The organism is Castellaniella sp. (assembly GCF_049650445.1).
Lineage (GTDB): Bacteria > Pseudomonadota > Gammaproteobacteria > Burkholderiales > Burkholderiaceae_B > Castellaniella.
The window spans coordinates 33,122-54,873 of sequence record NZ_JBASAD010000020.1 but is presented as its reverse complement, the minus strand read 5'-3'; the positions used below and the strand labels follow the sequence as shown (position 1 = coordinate 54,873).

21 protein-coding genes are annotated in these 21,752 nt (G+C 68.0%); 14 read left to right on the top strand and 7 right to left on the bottom strand.

Translation table 11 applies throughout. From position 1 onward, the window contains the following. Positions 1-59: 59 nt before the first annotated feature. Entirely contained in the window at positions 60-437 is a 378-nt protein-coding gene (locus tag WA983_RS06845; RefSeq protein ID WP_424247930.1) for a thioredoxin family protein, read from the top strand. A gap of 11 nt (positions 438-448) precedes the next feature. On the opposite strand, the gene WA983_RS06840 is transcribed toward WA983_RS06845, so the two are convergent. Beyond that, positions 449-1,840 (bottom strand): DEAD/DEAH box helicase, encoded by a 1,392-nt coding sequence (locus WA983_RS06840; RefSeq protein ID WP_424247928.1) that lies wholly within the window; start codon positions 1,838-1,840, stop codon positions 449-451. A 129-nt stretch (positions 1,841-1,969) separates the two neighbouring features. Between WA983_RS06840 and WA983_RS06835 the strand changes: the two genes are divergently transcribed. From WA983_RS06835 to WA983_RS06820, 4 genes are all read left to right on the top strand, one after another. After that, positions 1,970-2,890 (top strand): branched-chain amino acid transaminase, encoded by a 921-nt coding sequence (locus tag WA983_RS06835; protein WP_424247926.1) that lies wholly within the window; start codon positions 1,970-1,972, stop codon positions 2,888-2,890. Positions 2,891-2,952: 62 nt separating this feature from the next. Next, positions 2,953-3,162: a zinc-finger domain-containing protein gene (locus tag WA983_RS06830; protein ID WP_424247924.1), complete on the top strand. Its 210-nt coding sequence runs from the start codon at positions 2,953-2,955 to the stop codon at positions 3,160-3,162. A gap of 11 nt (positions 3,163-3,173) precedes the next feature. Then, positions 3,174-3,596 (top strand): YybH family protein, encoded by a 423-nt coding sequence (locus tag WA983_RS06825; protein ID WP_424247922.1) that lies wholly within the window; start codon positions 3,174-3,176, stop codon positions 3,594-3,596. A gap of 15 nt (positions 3,597-3,611) precedes the next feature. Beyond that, entirely contained in the window at positions 3,612-4,697 is a 1,086-nt protein-coding gene (locus WA983_RS06820) for a YheT family hydrolase (RefSeq protein WP_424247920.1), read from the top strand. Positions 4,698-4,757: 60 nt separating this feature from the next. Here WA983_RS06820 and WA983_RS06815 read toward each other — a convergent pair whose 3' ends face one another. Beyond that, entirely contained in the window at positions 4,758-6,239 is a 1,482-nt protein-coding gene (locus tag WA983_RS06815) for a M48 family metalloprotease (protein WP_424311781.1), read from the bottom strand. A 31-nt stretch (positions 6,240-6,270) separates the two neighbouring features. Continuing rightward, positions 6,271-7,128 carry a cytochrome c oxidase assembly protein gene (locus tag WA983_RS06810; protein ID WP_424311780.1) on the bottom strand — a complete coding sequence of 286 codons (858 nt, stop codon included), beginning with the start codon at positions 7,126-7,128 and terminating at the stop codon, positions 6,271-6,273. Between the two features lie 128 nt (positions 7,129-7,256). On the opposite strand from WA983_RS06810, the gene WA983_RS06805 reads away from it, so the two are divergent. The 9 genes from WA983_RS06805 (at position 7,257) to WA983_RS06765 (ending at position 16,416) form a co-directional block, all read left to right on the top strand. Beyond that, positions 7,257-8,408 carry a monooxygenase gene (locus WA983_RS06805; protein ID WP_424247914.1) on the top strand — a complete coding sequence of 384 codons (1,152 nt, stop codon included), beginning with the start codon at positions 7,257-7,259 and terminating at the stop codon, positions 8,406-8,408. A 47-nt stretch (positions 8,409-8,455) separates the two neighbouring features. Continuing rightward, positions 8,456-9,466, top strand: coding sequence for a tRNA dihydrouridine synthase DusB (gene dusB / locus WA983_RS06800; RefSeq protein ID WP_424247912.1), 1,011 nt, complete (start codon positions 8,456-8,458; stop codon positions 9,464-9,466). Positions 9,467-9,492: 26 nt separating this feature from the next. After that, on the top strand, positions 9,493-9,732 hold the full coding sequence (locus tag WA983_RS06795; RefSeq protein WP_376811556.1) for a helix-turn-helix domain-containing protein: 240 nt from the start codon (positions 9,493-9,495) through the stop codon (positions 9,730-9,732). Positions 9,733-9,768: 36 nt separating this feature from the next. Then, a complete protein-coding gene (gene purH, locus WA983_RS06790; protein ID WP_424247910.1) occupies positions 9,769-11,364 on the top strand; it encodes a bifunctional phosphoribosylaminoimidazolecarboxamide formyltransferase/IMP cyclohydrolase in 1,596 nt (531 codons plus the stop codon). A 13-nt stretch (positions 11,365-11,377) separates the two neighbouring features. Continuing rightward, positions 11,378-11,926: a crossover junction endodeoxyribonuclease RuvC gene (ruvC, locus tag WA983_RS06785; RefSeq protein ID WP_424247908.1), complete on the top strand. Its 549-nt coding sequence runs from the start codon at positions 11,378-11,380 to the stop codon at positions 11,924-11,926. Between the two features lie 61 nt (positions 11,927-11,987). Beyond that, positions 11,988-12,575 (top strand): Holliday junction branch migration protein RuvA, encoded by a 588-nt coding sequence (gene ruvA / locus WA983_RS06780; protein WP_424247906.1) that lies wholly within the window; start codon positions 11,988-11,990, stop codon positions 12,573-12,575. 54 nt (positions 12,576-12,629) lie between these two features. Continuing rightward, positions 12,630-14,504 (top strand): DNA helicase RecQ, encoded by a 1,875-nt coding sequence (recQ, locus tag WA983_RS06775; protein ID WP_424247959.1) that lies wholly within the window; start codon positions 12,630-12,632, stop codon positions 14,502-14,504. A gap of 237 nt (positions 14,505-14,741) precedes the next feature. After that, positions 14,742-15,491, top strand: a complete 750-nt coding sequence (locus WA983_RS06770; protein ID WP_424247904.1) for an SHOCT domain-containing protein — start codon at positions 14,742-14,744, stop codon at positions 15,489-15,491. After that, positions 15,481-16,416, top strand: a complete 936-nt coding sequence (locus WA983_RS06765) for a hypothetical protein (protein ID WP_424247902.1) — start codon at positions 15,481-15,483, stop codon at positions 16,414-16,416. Before WA983_RS06770 ends, WA983_RS06765 begins: the two co-directional genes overlap by 11 nt. A gap of 43 nt (positions 16,417-16,459) precedes the next feature. Here WA983_RS06765 and ruvB read toward each other — a convergent pair whose 3' ends face one another. The 4 genes from ruvB to WA983_RS06745 are packed head-to-tail and all read right to left on the bottom strand — an operon-like array spanning position 16,460 to position 21,726. Beyond that, positions 16,460-17,521, bottom strand: a complete 1,062-nt coding sequence (gene ruvB / locus WA983_RS06760; protein ID WP_424247900.1) for a Holliday junction branch migration DNA helicase RuvB — start codon at positions 17,519-17,521, stop codon at positions 16,460-16,462. Positions 17,522-17,571: 50 nt separating this feature from the next. Next, positions 17,572-19,326 (bottom strand): ClcB-like voltage-gated chloride channel protein, encoded by a 1,755-nt coding sequence (locus tag WA983_RS06755; protein WP_424311779.1) that lies wholly within the window; start codon positions 19,324-19,326, stop codon positions 17,572-17,574. Between the two features lie 19 nt (positions 19,327-19,345). Beyond that, positions 19,346-20,395 carry a cytochrome d ubiquinol oxidase subunit II gene (locus WA983_RS06750; protein ID WP_424247896.1) on the bottom strand — a complete coding sequence of 350 codons (1,050 nt, stop codon included), beginning with the start codon at positions 20,393-20,395 and terminating at the stop codon, positions 19,346-19,348. After that, positions 20,392-21,726, bottom strand: a complete 1,335-nt coding sequence (locus WA983_RS06745) for a cytochrome ubiquinol oxidase subunit I (protein WP_424311778.1) — start codon at positions 21,724-21,726, stop codon at positions 20,392-20,394. The genes WA983_RS06750 and WA983_RS06745 overlap by 4 nt, the downstream gene beginning before the upstream one ends. Positions 21,727-21,752 lie beyond the last annotated feature (26 nt).

Here is a 21,752-nt window from a genome sequence, read left to right as displayed (position 1 = left end):
GGAATGATCCTTGTGAACCCATACAATCATCTTATTCAAAGAACGGGATGTCTGTCTGCATGAAATTGTTTGACCCGCACGCCGACCCGCACGCCCTGCGCGACCGGCTATCGACGGATTCAGGCCAGCGCGTGGCCTGCTACTGCGCCGCCTGGTGCCGCACCTGTGACGCCTGGCGCCCCCTGCTGGAGGCCCTGGCCGACGAATACCCCGACTGGACCTTTCTGTGGGTGGACGTCGAAGACAGCCCCGACTGGCTGGGCGACGAGGACATCGAGAACTTTCCGACGATCCTGGTGCAGGACAGGAACGGCACCCGCTACTGGGGCGCACTGCAGCCGCGCGTCGAGCAATTGCGCCGCCTGATCGACGGCGCAGCCGAGCTGCCGGTGCTGACGGGCGGCCCCGGCAGCCTGGACGCGCTGGCGCGAGACTAGAAAATACCGAATCAGGCGGGCTTGCCGCCGCCCAGCAACACGCCCACCGGCCGACGCGCCGGTGTCACGGTGGGACGCGCTTCGGGTTCGGCGCGCGGTGCGGCCGCAGCGGGCTCGTAGGGCTTGGAGAAAAAATCATCCAGCGGCGCTTCCGGCGCGCGCCAGACTGAACCTGAACCGCCGCGATGCGCCCCGCCCACCGGACGGCGGCGGTCCATCGTGCGCGGCAATTCGAGCTCGCCGCGCGGGATCGTGGTCTTGATGAGTTTTTCGATGTCCAGCAGATAGCGCTCTTCGTCGGGCGCGAACAAGGCGATGGCCTCGCCCGAGGCCCCTGCACGGCCGGTGCGGCCGATGCGGTGGACGTAGTCTTCGGCGTTGCGCGGCAGGTCGTAGTTGATGACGCAGGGCACGCCGGCCACGTCCAGACCGCGCGCGGCCACATCGGTGGCCACCAGGACTTCCAACGTGCCGGCCTTGAAGGCGTCCAGCGCCTTCATGCGTTCGATCTGGGTCTTGTTGCCATGGATCGACTCGGCGCGCACGCCGTCTTGTTCGAGCTGGCGGGCCAGACGACTGCAACCGATCTTGGTGTTGGAGAACACGATGACCTGATTGAGCTGGCGGGACTTGACCAGATGCACGACCGCGCGGCGCTTAGCTTCGCCTTCGAGGGGATAGGCGATCTGGGTGACGGTGTCGGCCGTGGCATTGGGGCGCGCGACCTCGACTTCGACCGGGGTGCGCAGAAACGTGCGGCCGAGCTTGCGGATTTCCGGGCTGAAGGTGGCGGAAAACAACAGGCCCTGGCGGCCCGGCGGCAGCAGCCGCATGATGCGGTCCAGATCAGGCAGAAAGCCCATGTCCAGCATGCGGTCGGCTTCGTCCAGCACCAGGATGCCGACCTGGCTGAGATTGACGTTGCGCTGTTCAACGTGGTCGAGCAAGCGGCCCGGGGTGGCGATCAGGATTTCGCAGCCCTGGCGCAGCAGATCGCGCTGCGGGCGGATATCGACCCCGCCGAACACCACCGCCGTACGCAGAGGCACGAAACGGCTGTACTGGGCGACGTTGGCATGCACCTGGTCAGCCAGTTCGCGCGTCGGCGTCAGGATCAGGGCGCGCACGGGGTGCCGCGCGGGCGAGGCACTGCTGTTGGCGAACGGCATCAGCCGATGCAAAATCGGCAGCGAGAAAGCGGCGGTCTTGCCCGTACCCGTCTGGGCGGCGCCCATGACGTCATGTCCGGAGATGGCGATGGGGATGGCCTTGGCCTGGATCGGGGTGGCGGATACGTAGCCGGTGGCCTCGATAGCCTGCATGATGCCGGGGTGCAGGCCAAATTGGGCAAACGGAACGGGCGCCTCGGGGGCGGAGGTGTCTTGAGAGATGGAGTCGGTCATTCGTCGGATAAGGTGCGCAGGCACCCGGAAATCCGGCCCCACGCGTTCATGAACCTCTTATTTTAACGTGCATCTTCGCAGACCGGGCAATTGGTACAATGTATCCCTGATAATTTCCAGGAGACGGCGATGTCCATGTCTGATCGAGACGGTGTGATCTGGTACGACGGCAAGCTGGTGCCGTGGCGCGATGCGACCACGCACGTGCTGACGCATTCGCTGCACTACGGCCTGTCCGTCTTCGAAGGCGTCCGCGCCTACCGCACCGACCACGGCACGGCGATCTTCCGCCTGGAAGACCACACCAAGCGCCTGTTCAACTCGGCGCACATCTACCAGATGAAGATCCCCTTCTCGCGCGAGGCGATCTCCGAGGCCCAGATCGAGGTCGTGCGCCGCAACGAGCTGGAATCCTGCTACATCCGGCCGCTGGTGTTCTACGGCTCCGAAAAAATGGGCGTCTCGCCCAAGGGTGCCGCAGTGCACGTCGCCATCGCCGCCTGGCCCTGGGGCGCCTACCTGGGCGAAGAAGCCCTGAAACAAGGCATCCGCGTCAAGATTTCTTCTTTTGCGCGACAGCACGTCAACGTCACCATGCCGCGCGCCAAGATCGCCAGCACCTACGCCAACTCCATCCTCGCCAACGCCGAGGCTCTGGATCACGGCTACGACGAGGCCATTCTGCTGGACACCCAGGGCTTCGTGGCCGAAGGCTCCGGCGAGAACCTGTTCATCGTGCGCGACGGCGTGGTCTACGAACCGGACATCGCCTGCGCCCTGACCGGCATCACCCGGGCTTCCATCCACCAGATCGCCGCCGATCTGGGTCTGCGGGTGGAATCGCGCCGGCTGACGCGCGACGACCTGTACATCGCCGACGAGGCCTTCTTCACCGGCACGGCGGCCGAAGTCACCCCGATCCGCGAAATCGACGGCCGCCAGATCGGCGCCGGCGAGCGCGGCCCGATCACCACCCAGCTCCAGAAAGCCTTTTTCGACGCGGTTTCCGGCAAGACGCCGAAATACCACCACTGGCTCTCGAAAGTCTGACTCCCCCATCCCGAACCCCCAACCCGGGCGGCATGGCCGCCCGGCCCTTTCCAGGAAACACCATGAGCAGCGTGCCCGAAACCGCCAACAACCAGGACATCGTTGAAGTCGGCGCCGCCGATCTGCCGGTCTACTGCCCCGGCCCCAAGGCGCCCCTGTGGAGCCAGCATCCGCGCATCTACATCGAGATCGTCAAGAACAAGGTGGCCCGCTGCCAGTACTGCGGCACCCGCTACGCCCTGCGCGAAGGCGAGAAGGCGCACAGCCACTAAGCCTGCCGCCCATGTTCCCCACGCCTGAAGAAGCAGAATACGCCTTCTACGAAGCCATGCGCCAGGGCGATGCCGCCCTGATGATGCGCGTCTGGAGCGACGACGAAGACGTGGTCTGCATTCATCCCGGAGGCCTGCGCACCCTCGGCCCCCGGGCCCTCCGGGAAGCCTGGGAACGAATCTTCAGCAACGGTCCGCTCAGCGCCTTCCCGGCTCAGGTCAAGGCCATGAACGGGGTGATGACCACAGTCCACACACTGATCGAGCAGATCATGGTGGATACCCCGCGCGGCAAGGACACCCTGAGCTTCTACACCACCAACATCTACCAGAAAGGCCCTGAGGGCTGGCGGATGATCGTGCACCACGCTTCGGCCGCGCCCCGCGAGGCCGAGCGGCTGGACCGGCCCGATCCGTCCCGCACCCTTCACTGATCCCATCAAAGCCTCATGACTGCGCGCATCGACACCAGCCCCTGTCCCGTGCCGGTCTGGCTGCCGGGCGGCCACACCCAGACCCTCTATGGGGCCTTCTGCGCCCAGCACCCCACCCTGCACTTCGTGCGCGAACGGGTCGATACACCGGATGGCGATTTCATCGACCTGGACTGGTGCGGCCCCGGCCTGAACCCCAATCAGCGTGCCGACGGCCTGGCCTCGCCGCACGAACCGGGCCTGGTGGGCACGGCAGCGCGGCGCTGGATCGAAGACGCAGATTGGGCCGTACTGGCGGGCGACGCCCCCGCCCTGATTCTGTTCCACGGCCTGGAGGGCAGCAGCCTGAGCCCCTACATGCAGGCGATCGCCCACGATTTTCGCGCGGCCGGCTGGGTGGTGGCGGCGGTGCACTTTCGCGGCTGCTCGGGCGTGCCCAACCGCATGGCGCGGGCCTATTACAGCGGCGATTCAGCCGAGATCGACTTCATCATCAGCCACGTCCGCGCCCGCCTGCCCGGCGCCGGACTGCACGCCGCCGGCGTCTCGCTGGGCGGCAATGCCCTGCTGAAGCTGCTGGGCGAAGCGGGCGGCGCCCCGCACGGTCTGCGAGCGGCTGCGGGACTCTCCGTGCCGATGGACCTGGCCGCCTGCGGCCGGCGTCTCTCGGACACGGCCTGGGGACGGCAGATGTATTCCCGCTACTTTCTGCACAGCATCCGCCGCAAGATCTTCGACAAGGCACGCGAATTCCCCGGCTCGGTGGATGTGTCGCGCACCCAAAGCATGCGCAGTCTGCGTGAATTCGACGACCTGTACACCGCCCCCATGCACGGCTACCGCAACGCGCTGGACTACTGGACCCGCGCAGCCAGCCTGCCGCTGCTGCCGTCGATCCGCACGCCGGTCCTGATCCTGAACGCCCGCAACGATCCCTTCGTGCCCGAAGCCTCGCTGCCCGGTTCGCGGGACGCGGCCGACGACGTGTTGCTGCACCAGCCGGCCCAGGGCGGCCACGCGGGCTTCGTCACCGGCATGTTCCCGGGCAGCCTGCACTGGCTGCCGGCACGGCTGCTGCGGTTTTTCGAGACCGGCACCTGATTCCCGCCCCCGGCGCGCCGGAGAACGCCCGACCGCATCAGGCGGCCCGGCCGGCGCGCATCATTTCTTGAACGGTTCCAGCAGCGCGCGCTGATTGTCCAGGCGTTCACGCAGGGCGCGGATACGCATGTCCAGCCGCGACTGGACGTAGAAATCCTTGGACTGGCTGCGCGCCTGCTGCAGATGTTCGACCGCCGTGGGCAAGGCGCCGGTCTGCTCGAAATAGCTTGCCATGGCTTCGTGGGCCTCGATTTCGCGCCCCAGGCGCTGCAAGCTGGTCGCCAGCAGTTTCTGGAATTCCGGCGTGTCCGGCCATTGTTTGACGACGGCCTGGAGGAACGTGGCGGCGGCCTCGTTCTGACCTGCCTTCTGCAGGGCACGGGCGCGCCCGTCGGCCACGCCCTGACTGCGGGGCCAGCGCTTCCAGGCCGCTGCCGAAACGTCCACAGCGGCGGCGGGGCTCTGGGCGCCGGCCAGCTGGATCGCCAGCATGTCCAATTGCGGCGCTGCCTGCACGGACTGCGCCTGGTCCAGTTGCGAACGCGCGCCGGCCAGATTGCCCGCCGCCTTGTCCAGCGCGGCCAGACCGAACAGCGCGGCCGCCTGGCGAGCGCCCTGCAGATCGCGCGCCTCGCCGCTCAAGGTCTGCCGCAGACGCTGCTGGTCGGCATGGTCACGTGCCTGGATCAGGGCCAGGCGCGCGCGCACGAACCAGAATTCGGGATCAGCCTTCACTGCCGCAGCGGAATGACCTTCGATCCGGTTTTCCAGGTCCGACAGACGCTGGATGGACAGCGGGTGAGTCGAGGCGTAACCACCACCCGTGCCTTCGTTCAGGCGCGAGGCGTTCATCAGACGGCGGAACATGTCCAGCATGCCCTGGGGGTCGAAGCCCGCCTGGCGCATCATCTGCAGCCCGGCCCGGTCGGCTTCCTGCTCGGCGCCCCGGGAAAAACCGAGCTGCTGGTCGATGGCAGCCGCCTGGCCGAAGGTGGCCACGCCCATGGCGAGGTCGCCCTGCCCGGCCAGCGCTGCCAGCAGGGCACCGATCAGGCTGGCCACCATGATGCCCGTGCCCTGGGATTGCTGAGCGATGCCCCGGGCGATGTGGCGCTGCATGACGTGGCCGATTTCGTGGGCCAGCACGCCGGCCAGTTCGGATTCGCTCTGCGCGCCGACCACCAGGCCGCTGTTCACGCCGATGTAGCCACCCGGCAGTGCGAAGGCGTTGATCGAGGGATCGCGCACGGCGAACACGGTGATCTCCTGAACCAGAGCCTGCGGCGCATGGGCGGCCAGCCGCCGACCGAGCACGGTCAGGTACTGATTCACGTCCAGGTCGCCGATGTAGGTGGGATCCTGGCGGCCTTGTTCCATGATGGCCTGGCCCAGGGTACGTTCCACCGCCGGGGACAGTTCCGCCGACGAGGCTGCCCCCATCGAGGGCAGGCCCATGGGCTGGCCCCAGGCGGGCGGCACGCCGGCCGCCAGAGCGCCGGCCAGGCTCAGGCCCGCGCCCGCGCGCCGCATCCAGGTCTTCATGGCAAATCCTTTGTTCACGACGGCGAACCGTTCAGGCCGCGCGCACGGGCCGACCAGCCGGGCGCCGCTTGGGCTGCGGCAGGCGGTTGCGGGCCGACAGGCGCATCAGTGTGCCCAGCGCCACCAGCAGCCCGAAGGTCTCGATCAGGCCCGCCGGCACCCACATGATCAGTCCGCCGATGATCTGATCGTCCAGCGCGCTGAAACCGGGCAGCGCACGGCCGCACAGATCGAACACCGGGTAGATGTCATATTCGGAAAAGACGATGACGGCCCCGGCGACCATCTGCGGCGCCATGGTGAAAATGGGCGACAGCACCCGACCACCGGGCGACATCGCAGCCGGCGGGCGGGGCCGCCGATCCAGGATCAGGTTCCAGTACATGAAGCCGGTGATCACCACCGCCCAGTTCATGAGCCGGTACAGCCGCCAATCCAGCATGGAATAGAACTGCACGGTCGGCTCCAGCCAGACCAGCACCATCAGCAGGAACAGCAGGGGGACCAGAAAACGGTGCGTCGCCAGGTACTCCAGGCCGCGGACGAAGCCGGACGACCGGCGCGCCGCCGCCAGCCACGTCCGCCAGACCAGGGGCAGGCCGGCCCGCAGGACCTGGCCGGGGTAGGCACCCATGATCAGCAGCGGCCCCAGGTGGTGCAGGACCAGGTGCTGCAGACGGTGGATGAAGAACATGCGCTCGGCGTAGTAATCCAGTTGCGTGTGCATGGACAGGTACAGCATGACCCAGCCGATCCAGAACAGGGACTGGCGTACGGCCCCGACGCGATGGACGCGGCGCCCGCGCAGGAACAGCCACGCTGAGACCACGAAGGCCAGCACCAGAGCGGGCGAGAATTCCCAAGGCTGCAGCCAGGCGAGTACGTCCATGACATCCAGAATGAAACGATCGGGGGCGCCGAGTCAGCCACGCGCATGCATGCGACACGGCGGCGTGCTCGGGAGATTCCCAGTTTAAAGCATTCTAAAATGGTCGTTTTCGCCTCTTTCGACACACCATGGCCTCTCCGACCTACGACATCGCCATTCTGGGCTCCGGCCCGGTCGGCTGCGCCCTGGCCCTGTGCCTGGCGGACGCTGCCCCGGACCCCGCGCGCATCGCCCTGATGGGGCCGGAGCCGGAGCCGCGTCCGACCGGCCAGACCATCGACCCGCGCGCCCTGGCGCTGAACCATGGCAGCCGCCGTTTCCTGGAGACCCTGGGCGCCTGGCCGGAACGCGCCGCCGACATTCTGACCGTGCACGTGTCCCAGGCCGGACACCTGGGCCGTACGCTGATCGATCAGGCCGAACTGGACGTACCCCGGCTGGGCTGTGTGGTGGCCTATGACGACCTGCTCGACACGCTCTCTGCGGCCGTGCGTCGCGCGGGCGTCACCCGGGTGACGGAACGGCCGCCGCGCCCCCTGGCGGGTTTGCCGGTACAACTGCAACTGGCCGACGGGCCGCGCAGCGCCCGCCTGGCGCTGTTGTCCGACGGCGCCCGCCCCCAGGGCGTGCACCGCGAATACGATCAGCACGCCGTGCTGGCAACCGTCCGGGCCGACGCCCCGGTGCCGGGCCGCGCCTTTGAACGCTTCACCCGCACCGGACCGCTGGCCTTGCTGCCGCATCCGGCCGCCGCCGACCTCTACAGCCTGGTCTGGTGCGTGCCGCCTGGACGCGCCCAGGCCCTGCGGGCGCTCCCGGACACCGAGTTCGACGCGGCGCTGCAGGTGGCCTTTGGTCAGCGCCTGGGCCGTCTGCAGCGAGTGGGTGAGGCCCATGCCTTCCCCCTGTCCCTGCACGCCGGTCCCAGCCTGCTGGGCCAGGGCCTGGTGGCGGTGGGCAACGCCGCCCAGACCCTGCACCCGGTCGCCGGCCAGGGCCTGAACCTGGGCCTGCGCGACGCGGGCCAACTGGCCCAGGCGCTGCGTCCCTGGCTGGCGGCGCCGGACGTCTCGGTCCAGCCCCTGCTGGAACGCCATGCCCGGCAACGCCGCGTGGACCGCGCGCTGACCCTGAGCGTCACCGACACCCTGCCGCGCCTCTTCGCCACGGCCAACCCGCTGCTGCGCCACGCCTGCGGCCTGGGACTGGCCGCCCTGGACCTGCTGCCGGCACTGCGCAAACCTCTGGCCCGCCACCTGCTGCAAGGCCAGCGCCTGTAGATACGCGCCGCGCAAGTGCCCGCACCGGACCGCCTACAATGCCCGTCATGCGCATCGGACCCTGGACCCTGCCCCACCCTGTCTGCGTGGCCCCCATGGCGGGGGTCACCGACCGCCCCTACCGGCGCCTGTGCAAGGCACTGGGGGCGGCCTATGCCGTATCGGAAATGGCGGCCAGCAACCCACGTCTGTGGGACAGCGTCAAGACCGCGCGCCGCCTGAATCACGACGGCGAACCCGATCCCGTGGCGGTGCAGATCGCCGGCGCCGATCCCGACATGCTGGCCGAAGCCGCCGTGTTCAACGTCCGCAAGGGCGCGCGCATCATCGACATCAATATGGGCTGTCCCGTGAAAAAGGTCTGCAACGTGGCCTCCGGGTCGGCGCTGCTGCGCGACGAGGACCTGGTGGCCCGCATCCTGGACCGCGTGGTGTCCGCCTGTGCCCCGCTGGGTGTGCCGGTCACCTTGAAGACCCGCACAGGCTGGGACCGCGACAGCCGCAACGCCGTACGCATCGCCCGCCTGGCCGAAGACTGCGGCATCGCCGCCCTGACCCTGCACGGGCGCACCCGCTGCGACCTGTACACAGGGGAAGCCGAATACGACACCCTGCGCGAGGTCCGCCGGGAAATCCGCATTCCACTGATCGCCAACGGCGACATCGACTCGCCGGAGAAAGCCCGCCGCGTCCTGGATTACACTGGAGCCGACGCCATCATGGTCGGCCGCGCCGCCCAGGGGCGGCCCTGGATATTCCGCGAGATCGCCCATTACCTGGCGCACGGCACCCATCTGCCGCCGCCCACCTACGGCGAACTGCGCGAACATCTGTTGGGCCACCTGGACGACCACTACGCCTTCTACGGCGAACACACCGGCGTGCGCAGCGCCCGCAAGCACATCGGCTGGTATCTGGCCGACTTGCCAGGCGCGGACACGCTATTGCCGCGCATCATGACACTGGACAGCACGGCGCTGCAGTCCGACGCCCTGCGGCGCTGGTTCGACGAGCGGCCCGCCGATGCCGCCCTCGAACCCGCGCCTTCCCATCACTGACTTTCCTGATTTCCCGACGACCCGACATGAGCACCACCACCCCCCTGGAACATGCCGTCCGCGAACAGCTCGAACGCTATTTCGAAGATCTGGGCGACTCCTCTCCGCACGACATGTTGTCCATGGTCGGCCTGTGCGTCGAGCGCACCGTCCTGCAAGTCGCGCTGGAGCGCACCGGGGGCAACCAGACACGCGCGGCCGACATGCTCGGCATCACGCGCGGCACCCTGCGCAAAAAACTGCAGACGCATCAGATCCAGGCCTGAACGCCGCCCGTTTTTCTTTTCCTTCCCGCCGCCAACATGACCATCCAGACCGCCCTGATCTCCGTGTCCGATAAATCGGGCATCGTCGAATTCGCCCAGGCCCTCGCCCAACGCGGGGTCGCCCTCCTGTCCACCGGCGGCACCGCCCGCCTGCTGGCCGACGCCGGCCTGCAAGTCACCGAGGTCGCCGCCCACACCGGCTCGCCGGAAATCCTGGACGGCCGGGTCAAGACCCTGCATCCGCGCATCCACGGCGGCCTGCTGGCGCGTCGCGACGATCCCGCGCACCTGCAAACGCTGAAAGAACAGAACATCCCCCCGATCGACCTGCTGGTGGTCAATCTGTATCCCTTCCAGCAGACCGTCGCCAGGCCGGACTGCATTCTGGCCGATGCCATCGAAAACATCGACATCGGCGGCCCGGCCATGCTGCGCTCGGCGGCCAAGAACCACGGCTCCCCGGCCGGCGGCGGCGTCACCGTGGTGATCGACCCGGCCGACTATCCGCGCGTGCTGGCCGACCTGGACAGCCCTGCCCGCCAGCCTTCCTACGGTCTGCGCCTGGAACTGGCCGCCAAGGTCTACGCACACACCGCTGCCTACGACGGCGCCATCGCCGCCTACCTCAGCAGCCTGGCGGCGCGCGAACCCGAACCCGCCCAAGTCCCTGAACGCGAAACCTGGCCGCGCGTGCTGACCGTGCAGATGCGCCGCGAGCAGGCCCTGCGCTATGGCGAAAACCCACACCAGGGTGCCGCCTTCTACCGTGACGCCCAGGTGGGCGAAGGCCTGCTGGCCGGCTACCGCCAGATCCAGGGCAAGGAACTGTCCTACAACAACATCGCCGACGCGGATGCCGCCTGGGAATGCGTGCGCAGCTTCCAGACCGGCGCCTGCGTCATCGTCAAGCACGCCAACCCCTGCGGCGTGGCCCTGGGCGCCAACGCCCTGGCGGCCTACCAGCAGGCCTTCAAGACCGACCCGACCTCGGCCTTCGGCGGCATCATCGCCTTCAACACCACGGTGGACGAGACCGCCGCACAGGCCGTCTCGGAACAATTCCTGGAAGTCCTGATCGCCCCGGCCTACACCGGCGCCGCTCTGGCCCTGCTGGCTGCGAAGAAGAACGTGCGCGTGCTGGAAGTCCCCCTGGGCACGACCCACAACCCCTACGACGTCAAGCGCGTCGGCGGCGGCTGGCTGGTCCAGGACCCGGACAATCTGTCGGCCACCGAAGCCGACGTGCGCGTCGTCACCCGTCTGGCGCCCACCGCCGAACAGATGCGCGACCTGCTGTTTGCCTGGAACGTCGCCCAGTACGTCAAATCCAACGCCATCGTCTTCTGCGGCCAGGGCATGACCCTGGGCGTGGGCGCCGGCCAGATGAGCCGTATCGACTCGGCCCGCATCGCCTCGATCAAGGCCGAGAAGGCCGGGCTGACGCTGACGGGTTCGGCGGTGGCTTCGGACGCCTTCTTCCCGTTCCGCGATGGCCTGGACGTGGTGGCCGACGCGGGCGCGACTTGCGTCATCCAGCCGGGCGGCAGCATCCGCGACGACGAGGTCATCGCGGCCGCCGATGAACGCGGCATCGCCATGGTCTTTACCGGCACTCGCCACTTCCGCCACTGAGGTCCGGGCATCGATGATCATCCTGGGGGTCGATCCGGGCTTGCGGCGCACGGGCTTCGGCGTGATCGAAGCCCAGGGCGCGCGGCTGCGCTATGTGGCCAGCGGCACCATCGTCGTGCCGCCCACCCTGCCCCTGCACGGACGCCTCAAGGTCATCCTGGACAATCTGCGCGAAGTCGCCCGCGACGCCCGGCCCGACCAGGCGGCGATGGAAAAAGTCTTTCTGAACGCCAACCCGGCCTCGACCCTGCTGCTGGGCCAGGCGCGCGGCGCCGCCCTGTGCGCCCTGGCCGACTGCGGCCTGGACGTCGAGGAGTACACCGCGCTGCAGATCAAGAAGGCCGTGGTCGGCACCGGCCGCGCCAGCAAGGAACAGATCCAGACCATGGTGCGCCACCTGCTGTCGCTGGACGGCGAACCCGCCCCCGACGCCGCCGACGCCCTGGCCTGCGCCATCTGCCACGCTCACTGCGCGCCGCTGGCCGGACGGCTGCAGGCGCTGGCGCCCGAAACCCTGACCATGGGCCGGCGGCGCCTGCGCACCGGCCGCCTGGTGTCCTGATGGACATCAGCACCCTCCTGCACCCCGCGCCCCGCATACACCCCGAACGACGGAGTCCGCCATGATCGGCCGCATCACCGGCACCCTGATCGAACTGTCCCCCCCCACGGTCTGCGTCCAGGCCGGCGGCCTGGGCTACGAGATCGACGTGCCCATGAGCACGCTCTACAAGCTGCCCCCCGTGGGCCAGACCGTGACCTTGCAAACCCATCTGGCGATCCGCGAGGACGCCCACGTGCTGTACGGCTTTGCCACGCCGGCCGAACGCGCGGCCTTCCGGGCGCTGATCAAGGTCAGCGGCATCGGCGCACGCACGGCCCTCTCCGTGCTGTCGGGCCTGAGCGTGGAGGATCTGGCCGATGCGGTCGAACGCCAGGAATCCGGCCGCCTGGTCAAGGTGCCCGGCATCGGCAAGAAAACCGCCGAACGCCTGCTGCTGGAACTGCGCGACAAACTCGGCGCCGTCGCCGGACTGGCGCGGCCCGACGGCGCACCGGTGTCGGCGGCAAGCGGCGGCGACGTGCTCAACGCTCTGCAGGCCCTGGGCTATTCCGCCGCCGAGGCCCGCCGCGCCATGACCTCCCTGCCCGAGGACCTGAGCGTATCCGAAGGCATCCGCCAGGCCCTCAAGGCCCTGGCGCGAGGCTAGGGCGGCATGCACGACGAGGAGTTGATCCCCTTCTGGGACGAAGACGGCCGACCCATGGACTTCCCGGACGGCGGCCGACGCACGCCGCCGCCTGCGGAACCGGCGCGCTACGCCACCGCACTGGACGCGCTGCGCGAAGTCTTCGGCTACGACGCCTTCCGCGGGGAACAGCAGGCCGTCATCGAGCACATCATCGACGGCGGCGATGCGCTGGTGCTGATGCCCACGGGCGGAGGCAAATCCCTGTGCTATCAGATCCCGGCGCTGGTGCGCCCGGGCACGGGCGTCGTCATATCGCCCCTGATCGCCCTGATGCAGGACCAGGTCGACGCCCTGCTGGAACTGGGCGTGCGCGCCGCCTTTCTGAATTCTTCGCAGACACCCGGCCAGGCCCGCGAGGTCGAGCGCGCCTTCGTGCGCGGCGAACTGGACTTGCTGTACGTGGCCCCGGAGCGCCTGCTGACCCCGCGCTGTCTGGATCTGCTGGACGGCGGACGCGTCGCCCTGTTCGCCATCGACGAGGCCCACTGCGTGTCCCAATGGGGCCACGACTTCCGCCCCGAATACCAGGAGCTGAAGCTGCTGGCCGAGCGCTGGCCCGGCGTGCCGCGCGTCGCCCTGACCGCCACCGCCACGGCCGCCACGCGCACCGACATCGTCGCCTGCCTGTCGCTGGACGCCGCCCCTCAGTTCGTCGCCAGCTTCGACCGGCCCAACATCCGCTACAGCATCATCGAAAAACACGAAGTCCGACGCCAGTTGCTGGACTTCATCCGCGCCGAACACGCCGGGGAATGCGGTATCGTCTATGCCCTGTCGCGCGCTCGCGTCGAGCAGACGGCGGAATTCCTGTCGCGCAACGGCATCGACGCCCTGCCCTACCACGCCGGCCTGGACGCCCGCACCCGCGCCGACAACCAGGCGCGCTTCCTGCGCGAAGACGGCATCGTCATGGTCGCCACCATCGCCTTCGGCATGGGGGTCAACAAGCCCGACGTGCGCTTCGTCGCCCACATCGATCTGCCCAAATCCGTCGAGGGCTACTACCAGGAGACCGGCCGCGCGGGACGAGACGGCCTGCCCGCCGACGCCTGGCTGGCCTACGGCCTGCAGGACGTGGTGCAGCAGCGGCGCATGATCGACGATTCGGACGGCGACGCCCTGCATCAGCGTCGCCAGATGCGCCAACTGGACGCCATGCTGGCCCTGTGCGAGACCGTCACCTGCCGGCGCCAGGACCTGCTGGCCTATTTCGGCCAGACCATCCAGCCCTGCGGCAACTGCGACACCTGCCTGGAGCCGCCCGCCGCCTGGGACGGCACCGTGGCGGTGCAGAAGCTGTTGTCCACGGTCTACCGCCTGATGCGCGAACGCGGCCAGCGCTTCGGCGGCGGCCACCTGATCGACATCCTGCGCGGCCAGATGACCGATCGCGTCAAGCAACAGGGACACGACACGCTCAGCGTCTTCGGTGTGGGCGAGAATCTGTCAGTGGACGCCTGGCGCGGCATCCTGCGCCAGGCTCTGGCCCTGGGCCTGCTGACGGTGGACCTGGAAGGCTATGGCACCCTGGCGCTGACCGAGGCCAGCCGCGCCGTGCTGAAGGGCGAACGCACCCTGATGCTGCGACCCGTGGCCGTCAAACGCGCCAAGCCCGGCCGCCAGCGCACCACCACGACCGCGCAACTGGACGCCCTGCCGCCCGATGCCCTGGCGCGCTTCGAGCACCTGCGCGCCTGGCGCGCGCGCACCGCGCGTGAACACAATGTGCCCGCCTACGTGATCTTCCACGACGCCACGCTGCGCGAGATCGCCCTGCGCAATCCCGACAGCCTGGACGCCCTGGCCGGCGTCAGCGGCGTGGGCGCGCGCAAGCTGGAAACCTACGGCCCCGATGTGGTGGCCTGCGTGGGACAGATCCGCGATTAGCGTGGACAGACCCTGGTGGTGCTGCCAGAGCGTGCACTGCACGTAGGTTGGTGCCTGCGCACGAGCCCGACAACTCGAACGGGTTACGACATGTTCCCGGCACTGCGCACCCGCGCTGGCCAGAATATCCCGCAAGCGCCCCTGATTTCATTCATTTGAAGGATGCGTCGCCCACGTTCCTAGCCTAAACTGCCGATACAGACCGGCCCGTAGCTCCGGTGGATCAAGGTACGCTCCATGAACGACGAAAGCAATATCTTTGCCGGCATCACGATCCTGAGCATCGCCCTGCCCTTAGTCGTCCCTGTCGTGATTCTTTTCTTCCTGCGCCGCCGCATCCCCGGCCTGTCGGCGGTCTTGTCCATCCGCAACCAGTTTCTGTCCCGACTGCTGGGCAGCCAATGGTTCCGGATCCCCGTCAGTCTCTTCATCGGCCTGATGATCGCCACGGCCGGCGGGGCGCTGCATCCGCCGCTGCTGACCGTGGCAGCCTCGGTGCTGTGCGACGGCGACATGGACATTTCATCCCAGAACTATTCCTACAGACCAGGACAACGCGGAACGGCCTATACGATGCGCTGCGAACGCGAAGGCCGCGTCGAGGAAGTCTCGCTCCGGGCCATCGGCGTCTCCACCCTGATCTACGGCGCGGGCGCCTGGGTTCTGCTGACGTTGCTGAATCTGCGTTCCAAACGTCAGCAGGACGAGAATCCGAACGAAGGCCTTGCCGCAGGGATCAGTTCAGGATTTGGAGGACGCGTTTCGGCAGACGATCTCATCGCCGCCTTTACTCAAAAGATGAAAAAAGGCACCGGCTCACCCGTGACCTTCAACCTGCGCAGCTTCACCACCACGTCGTCAGGCGAAACGCTATCGGGAGGGGACGTCGCCTCCCGTCTGAAACAATTGAAAGCGCTGCGCGATCAGGGCCTGATCAGCGCGCAGGACTATGAATCCCGCAAGCAGGATATCCTGAATGAACTGTGATCGTCTTCTGGACGTGGCTTGCGAAGCCGGCCCGTCGTCATGTCAACGACTGCGCCCCACACTGGCGGCCCTGCTGGCCGCCGGCTGGTTCGCCGCCCTGCCCGGCCCCGTGATGGCCGAATCCATGCGCGTCGACACCCCGAAAGGCGTGTTCGAGTGCGAAAACAGCATGGAAACCGACAACCGCCAAGTGCTGCGGCTGAACGGCCAGGAGCTGTACCGCCAACCCCGGGGCCCGGGCGATCCCGAAGAAACCGACTTGCTGAAGGACGGCATCATCGACCGCAACCTGGGCTGCCCGTCGGTGGCGGGCCAGCGCGGCGGCTACATCGTGCTGGAACGCTACCTGCAGCCGCCCCAGTACGGTGTGATCGGCTACCTGCTCGCCGACTTCAACCAGGACGAGCCGACCCTGATCGACCTGGGCACCAGCGACGGGGCCGTCCCGAAAAGCGACAATCCAAAGGACCACGGGCTGTACCTCAACGACGGCGGGCTGGTGCTGCGCTACCACGGCACCCTGCCCGACGCGCTGGCCCCCGAAAACCAGCCGGACGATCCCCCGCCGGCCGATCGCGCTGTTCTATACAGTTTTTCCTTGGGGGCGCTGCAAAACCTGGACACCTGCATGCCCCTGAAAGACGTCCCCCTGTTCGGCGACATGGCCTTCCTGGCCAAAGCAGCCGATCCGATCCACTATCTGCCTGCGGGCTTAAAGATCGGCGCATCCCGGACCGAAACCGTGGCGGCATTGCGGCGCTACGGCACACCCTATGACCCCGACGACACCGACGGCGGCTCGGTCAAGACCGCCCCGCAACTGGTCATCCCCCTGTGCGGCGACGCCAACGGCGCCGTCATGCCCCTGTTCCAGTTCGAAAAAGACCGCCTGAAGGCCGTCCGTTTCGAGGCGCTGGAGTTCTAGGCGGCCCTCTTTGATCCGCCCCTGCGGGGCTGGAGGTCAAACACTAAAACAACTCCCCCCCGCCTCCGGCGGCGGGAGCCTTCAGGCCCAGGTGTTCCCAGCAGCGGCGCGTGGCCATGCGGCCGCGCGGGGTGCGCTGCAGGTAGCCGTGCTGGATCAGATAGGGTTCGATGACGTCCTCGATGGTGTCGCGTTCCTCGCCGATGGCGGCGGCCAGGCTGTCCACCCCGACAGGGCCGCCATCGAACTTGTGCACGATGGCTTCGAGCAATTTGCGGTCCATCAGGTCCAGGCCCTGGGGGTCGACCTCCAGCATGGCCAGCGCCGCCTGGGCGGTGGCGGTGTCGATGCGTCCACCCGCGCGCACGTCGGCGTAGTCGCGCACCCGGCGCAGCAGGCGGTTGGCGATGCGTGGCGTACCGCGTGAGCGGCGGGCGATTTCGGTGGCGCCGTCCTCGGTGGCATCCACGCCCAGCAAGCCGGCACTGCGCTGCACGATGTGGGCCAGTTCGTCAGCCGAATAGAATTCCAGCCGCGAGACGATGCCGAAGCGATCGCGCAGCGGGTTGGTCAGCATGCCGGCGCGCGTAGTCGCCCCGACCAGGGTGAAGGGCTGCAGGTCGATCTTGACGCTGCGGGCAGCAGGGCCTTCGCCGATCAGGATGTCGATCTGGAAGTCTTCCAGCGCGGGATACAGGATTTCCTCGACCACTGGAGACAGGCGGTGGATCTCGTCGATGAACAGGACGTCGTTGCGTTCCAGATTGGTCAGCATGGCGGCCAGATCGCCCGGGCGTTCCAGCACCGGGCCGGAGGTCTGGCGCAACTGCACGCCCATTTCATGGGCCACGATGTGCGCCAGGGTCGTCTTGCCCAGGCCCGGCGGGCCGAACAGCAGCACGTGGTCCAGCGATTCGCCGCGCTGGCGGGCCGCTGCGATGAAGATGTCCAGTTGTTCGCGTACCCGTTTCTGGCCGACGTAGTCCCCCAGGGACTTGGGCCGCAGGGCGCGTTCGACCGAGTCTTCGGCGCGCGAGGCCACGTCAGGGGTCACCAGACGGGGTTCGGGCGGGCGGGCCGAGAGGGAATCTGCTTGAATGACCATGAAAAGACTGTGTTGATATCCAGTATCGGGACTGTACCGGGATTATGCCATCACGGACGCCCCCTGCGCGGCGACAGCACGAAATCGGCATCGCCATCCAGTGCCCGCTTCAACTGCGAATAGCGCTCCAGCAGATCGGACTTGTACACCACCCCCAGCAGCCGGGCGGGCCGGTCGCGGCTGACCACCGGCAGCCGTTCCCCTTGAAAAGCGCTGAACTGGGCCTGCGCCTCGTCCAGACTCAGGTCGGGATACAAGGGCTTGACGAAGTCCAGCCGCAGCACCTCGCCGCAGGTCTTGGACTGCACGTCGATCTCGCCCAGCATCATGCGGGTCAGATCCTGCTGGGCGATCACTCCCTGCCAGACATCCTCGGCATCGGTCACGTACAGATACTTCACCGGGTAGTCCAGGAACATTTCCTGCGCGCGGCGCACCGGCGCATCCGTACGGATCACGGTTTCCGCCGGACGCATCAGGCTGTCCAGCCGGGCATCACGCAGTCGCTGGCGCAGCGCCTGGTTGTCCTCGTGGTGCAGGGTGACCTGATACATCACCGCCTGGGCCAGGCCGCGCGACACGAAATACGCGGCCACGCAGGCCAGCACCAGCGGCAGCACCATCTGGTAGCTGAGCGTCATCTCGAAGATCATCAGGATCGCCATGAAAGGCGCACTGGTCGCTGCCGCCAGAAAGGCCCCCATGCCCACCAGGGTCAGGACTGTGCCATGGCTCGCCAGCTCGGGCCAGACGGCCCCCAGGCCCTGGGCGAACAGCGTGCCCAACGCCGCGCCGACGAACAGCGTCGGCGTGAACACCCCGCCCACGGCGCCCGATCCTGCCGTCAGCGCCGTCGCCAGCACCTTGCACAGCAAGATCCACAGCACCATCTGCCAGGCCTGAGGCTGGTGCAGCAAGGACACGACCACGCTATAGCCATTGCCCGCCATCTGCGGCATGCCGATCAGCACGCCCCCCAACAGCAAGCCGCCTAAAGCCAGGCTCAGGGGCAACGGCAGGCCGGTGCGGCCGAACAGCGATTTCACCCCGTGGATGCAGCGCAAAAACTGCGGTGCCCCCACCCCGGCCAGGACGCCCAGGGCCAGACTGGGCAGCAGCAGGTTCGCCGGCACCGCCTCCAGGCCGGGCATGGCGTACAGCGCCACATAGTGGCCGCTCAAGCGCATGAGCAGATTCGACACGGCAGCCGCAACCAGCAACGGGCCGAAATTCTGGAAGGACATGGAACCGAGGATGATTTCGCCCACGAACACGGCACCGGCAATGGGCGCGCCATAGGCGGCCGAAACCCCGGCCGCCGCCCCGCAAGCTACCAGCAGGCGCAAATGTGCAGTGCCCGAGCGCAACAGCCGCCCCAACACCGACGCCCACAGGGCGGCCAGGTGCACCATGGCGCCCTCGCGACCGATGGAGCCACCCGTGGCGACCGTGCACAGCGAGGACAGGGAGCGCAGCAGGCCCTGACGCACGGACATGCGCCCATCGCCGATGGCCACGGCCTCCATATAGTCGGAATGTGTGTCGCGCGACACGCGCCGGGCCGCGACCAGCAGCCCTCCGGCGCACAGGCCGCCGACCGCGGGCGCCAGCAGGCGCAGCCACCAGGGCAGATCACGCATCACCTGGGTGATGGCCCCCGAATGTCCGGCGAACAGCCACTGGACTCCATGGATGCCGGCATGAAAAGCAATGGTCACCATCGCACCGCCGACGCCGGCCAGGGCCGCCCAGCACAGCATGGCGACCGCGCCATCGGCTCGAAGGTGCAGGTCAGGTCCCCGCATGCGCGCCCCGAACCCGGCCCTACCGCCTGAAATCCGGCAGACTGGGCGGCCGCGACCGGCCCAGCATGCGCCAGTACACCCAGAGGTTGAAGATCAGCGCCACCGGCAGCGCAATCACGACGGCCGACAGGGCCAGCCGCAGGGTCGCCACCGGCGCGGCGGCGTCCCACAGCGTGATCTCATCCAGCACCAGATAGGGAAAGAAACTGTAGGCCAGGCCGCCCAGCACGGTCAGGACGATCACCAGCACCAGGGCGTACGGCAGGGCCGAGGCACGATAGCTGTGGCTGATCATGCGCTGCAGCGTCATTTCCGTCAGGACGAAGCACGTCAGCAAAGCGCCCCAGACCAGCCCCACCGCCAGCCAGTGCGAACCATCGCCCCACTTCAGGAATACCCCGGCATTGGAAAAGTCCAGCACCACCGACACGCCGATGGCGCCCACGGCGCTCCAGCGCAGAGTGCGGCGCGCCCAGCCCACCGCGCGCACGCGCAATTCACCCGCCTCGCGCATCATCAGCCAGGCGGCGCCCAACAAGCTGTAGACCGCCACGGCGCAGCCGCCCATCAGCACCGCGAAGCCGGTGTTGCCCCCCCCGGGCTGGTAGGCCACCGCCACCCGCGCCAGGATGTAGCCATGGGAAAAAGCAACCAGCACGGCCCCCGCGCCAAAGCCGAACTGCCAACGGCCCTGATGCTCGGGCGGCGCCCGCAGGCGCCATTCGAAGCACACCGAGCGCAGCATCGTGCCCAGCGCCAGCAGCGACAGCGGCAAGTACAAGCGCCCCAGGGTCTGCGGCCAGGCATAGGGGAAGGCCACCGCAAACAGCCCGACCCCCAGGAACACCCAGAATTCGTTGGCATCACGCCAGGGGCCCAGCAGCGACAGCATGCGCGGCCGCAGGGGGGGCGGCGCCACCAGGGACACACAGCCCACACCGATGTCGAAACCGTCCAGCAACACGCCCGCCACGACGATGGCGAAAAATACGACGATCAGCGCCAGAGGAATCCAGAAGGCAGGGTCTTGAGCGCCCAGTCCCAGCAAGGCCGCCAGGGAATCGATCATGCGCGCCCCCGGTGACGGGCGACCGGCACCACGCCGTAGCGGGTGGCGTGCCGCAGCAACTGATGAAAGCCCACGGCCAGCGCGCCATAGACCACGAGTTGCAAGCCCAGGACGGCCCAAAGCGCCCCTTCGCTCGCGTTCGTGCCGATCTCGCGCAGCGAGACCGTGCCCTGAATGGCATATGGCAGATTGCCGATCAGCAGATGCCCCCAACCCGCCGCCTGCAGCATCACGACCAGCCAGGCCATGGCCCGCAGTCCGATGCGTCCGGCCCGCGACAGGCTGTCGGGCTCGTGCCCCAGACGGCGGCCCCGCCACAGCGCCCAGGCGGCCATCATCATCAGCACTCCGGTCAATGCGACGGCCAGCCGCACCGACAGGTAGGTGGCCAACAAAGGCGGCCGGATGCCCGACAAGTCGCTCAATCCCCGCAGCGGGCCGTCGGCAGGCAGCCGCACCCATTCGGGCCAATCGGACGGTCCTGCCAGGCGCCAGGCGGCACGCCCCCGGGACTCGTCCGGCCAGGCGATCAGGGACAAGCGCTCCGGCGCGCCACTGTTCCATTGCGGCACCACGGCCGCCACGCGCGCCGGCTGCAAGGGCAGCAACTGGCGCGCCAGCACCGCCGCCAGCACCGCCTGCAGCACCAGCGCCAACAGCAGCAGCCGCAGGCCCCAGACATAGACACTGCGATCGCCCTCATCGCTGGGGCGCACCTCCGTGCGCCAGGCAGTCACGGCCAGCATCAGCGCCGCGGCCACCATCAGACCGCCGCACAGCAGCATCCCGAACAGCACAGGAGCAACCCCGCCGCCCAGCAATTCCAGCCAGTCCGCCACCTGGTAGCGGCCCTCGGACATCACCGCGCCCGCCGGCCACTGCAACCAGGCCAGCAGCGTGGCGATCCACCAGGCCGTCAGGGACGTACCCGCCGCCACCATGCCCACCACCAGCGTGTGGATCCGGTCAGACAGGGTCCGCTGGCCATACAGCATGGCCCCCAGAAAGCAGGATTTGAAAATGAAGGTCGTCAGCACCGCCATGCCCACCAGCGGACCCGCGACTTCGCCGGCCCGGTCCATGAAGCCCGGCCACAGCGTGCCCAGTTGCAACAGCAGCGGCAGACTGGCGGCGAATCCAAGGATCAGGGACAGGGCGAACACGCGCGCCCAGAAGCGGTAGGCGAGCAGCGCCGCCTGGCTGCGGCCGGCGAACAGCCGGAAGCCGAACAAGACCCAGGCCAGGCCCAGTTCCAGCGCCAGGAAGAACAGCACGAACCCCAGGCTCAGGTAAAACTGGGACAGCGACAGAACCCATGCGGTTTGCGTCATAATGTGCGCTAGTTTATATGAACGTC